Raw genomic sequence first — 1,576 nt, 5'->3', positions numbered from 1 at the left:
CTGCGGTGATGGTGCCAGCGCATCCCAGATCAGCCATCGATGCCACCAGTACCAACCCATACCCTCAACGTGCCACTACCCGCCGATGCCAGCACCCTCGGTGGCATGGCGCCTCAACGGCGGCACCGCACGAGACTTCGAGGAAAACATCGGGGGGATCAGCACCTGGAAGCGTTCCTAGCCACGACACCTGTCTCTAATCGCCGGTGCGTACAAGCTTGCTGTCGAAATCCCACTGGCCGACACCGCAGGCGCCGGTCCGTTCGCGGTGGCCGTGCCCGGTCAGCGGCGTGATCGGATCCTGCAACGGTTGCGGCAGCGGATATTGCGCGGTGACTTTCGCGTGCGTCGTGCCGCCCCCCGGACACTGAACGTCGCCCTCGACGTCGCGGGTCCACGTCCCGCCTCCGAAGACCAGTGGCGCAGCACGTTTGGGGTTGTGGAAATAGCTCATGCACCGCTCGCCGCTGCGAAGACAGTCGGTACGGACGGCGTAGTCGTACTCCTCTGGTATGAACCGGCCCACGAAGGTTACCGTCTCGTGGTAGCGGCCGCGCAGGGCTTCGGCCGGCGACACCACCCGCGGTGGCTGGCCGGCCGGGTCGGGAAGGTTGGTGACGTCGACGTCGCCGGTGCGGGTGAAGCTCACGGCCCGCTTTTGGTCGCAGGCGTTGCTGGTCGTCGAGTTGTAGTCGCCGGACAGGGTGCCGTCGGGCTGGGGCTGCAGCGTGAACACCTTCCAGAATTCGGCGGGAACGTTGTTGCACCTTCCAGAGCCGAGGCCGACGGCCAGCCAGCGCCCGCCGACCTCGTCGAACACCAACGTCGACAGCGTGGTTTGTCCGCTACGGCGTGACGCGGTGGCCACGCACCCGCCCGGGCGGCACACAGAGCGCACCCCCCACGTTTCGGTTGCCGGCGCCGCACCCTCCCAAGGTTCCCCGTCGAGACGGGTCTCCGGCTCGAAGTTGGCGGTGTAGACACCGGTGAACGGACCCGTATTGGGCGCCGCGGCGGGGGGTGCGCCGGCGGTCGGCTTGTGGTGGTGGGAGACGTTGACGGCCGCGAAGACACCGGCGCCGATCAACACCGCGGTAGCGAGCAGGGCGGGAATCACGACGTGGGGGCGCCGCCACCTGGGCCGCTGCGGGGTGGGTGTCACCTCCAGCGGTGCCGCTGGTGGCAGAACGGGCGCGGTCGCGGTGGGGGCCAGTAGGGTGTCATGGCCGTGGATGGGGCCCGCGGTGGGCTGGTCGGTCCAGACCGGTGGGTGGGTCGGCGCGGTGGTCGCCTCGCGGGCGGCGTGCGCGAATTCCACGGTGGTGGCATAGCGCTGGTCGGGGTCTTTGGCCATGCCTTTGGCGATGACGGCATCCATGCCTTCGGGCACCCCGGGGCGGCGTGTCGAGGGCCGGGGCGGCGGGGTGGTCAGGTGCCCGACGATTTGTTGTTCGAGGCTGTCGCCGGGGTAGGGGCGAGACCCGGTCAGCGCCTCATAGAGCACGCAGGCCAGGGCGTAGATGTCGGCGCGGGCGTCGGCCTGTCCGGTGTTGAGCCGTTCGGGGGACATGTAGGC

Annotated in this window: 2 protein-coding genes; one reads left to right on the top strand and one right to left on the bottom strand. The window is 69.2% G+C overall.

The features are described 5' to 3' along the window. Positions 1 to 181: hypothetical protein (locus A5678_RS28010; protein ID WP_231983710.1), on the top strand; the 181-nt coding region annotated here is incomplete at its 5' end. Between the two features lie 15 nt (positions 182 to 196). On the opposite strand, the gene A5678_RS28260 is transcribed toward A5678_RS28010, so the two are convergent. Next, a partial coding sequence (locus A5678_RS28260; RefSeq protein WP_068044807.1) for a protein kinase occupies positions 197 to 1,576 on the bottom strand: 1,380 nt, incomplete at its 5' end.

It is taken from the genome of Mycobacterium sp. E2733 (assembly GCF_001667585.1).
Taxonomy (GTDB): domain Bacteria; phylum Actinomycetota; class Actinomycetes; order Mycobacteriales; family Mycobacteriaceae; genus Mycobacterium.
The sequence above is the reverse complement of the archived record's forward strand: the minus strand, read 5'-3'. Positions and strand labels throughout refer to the sequence as shown.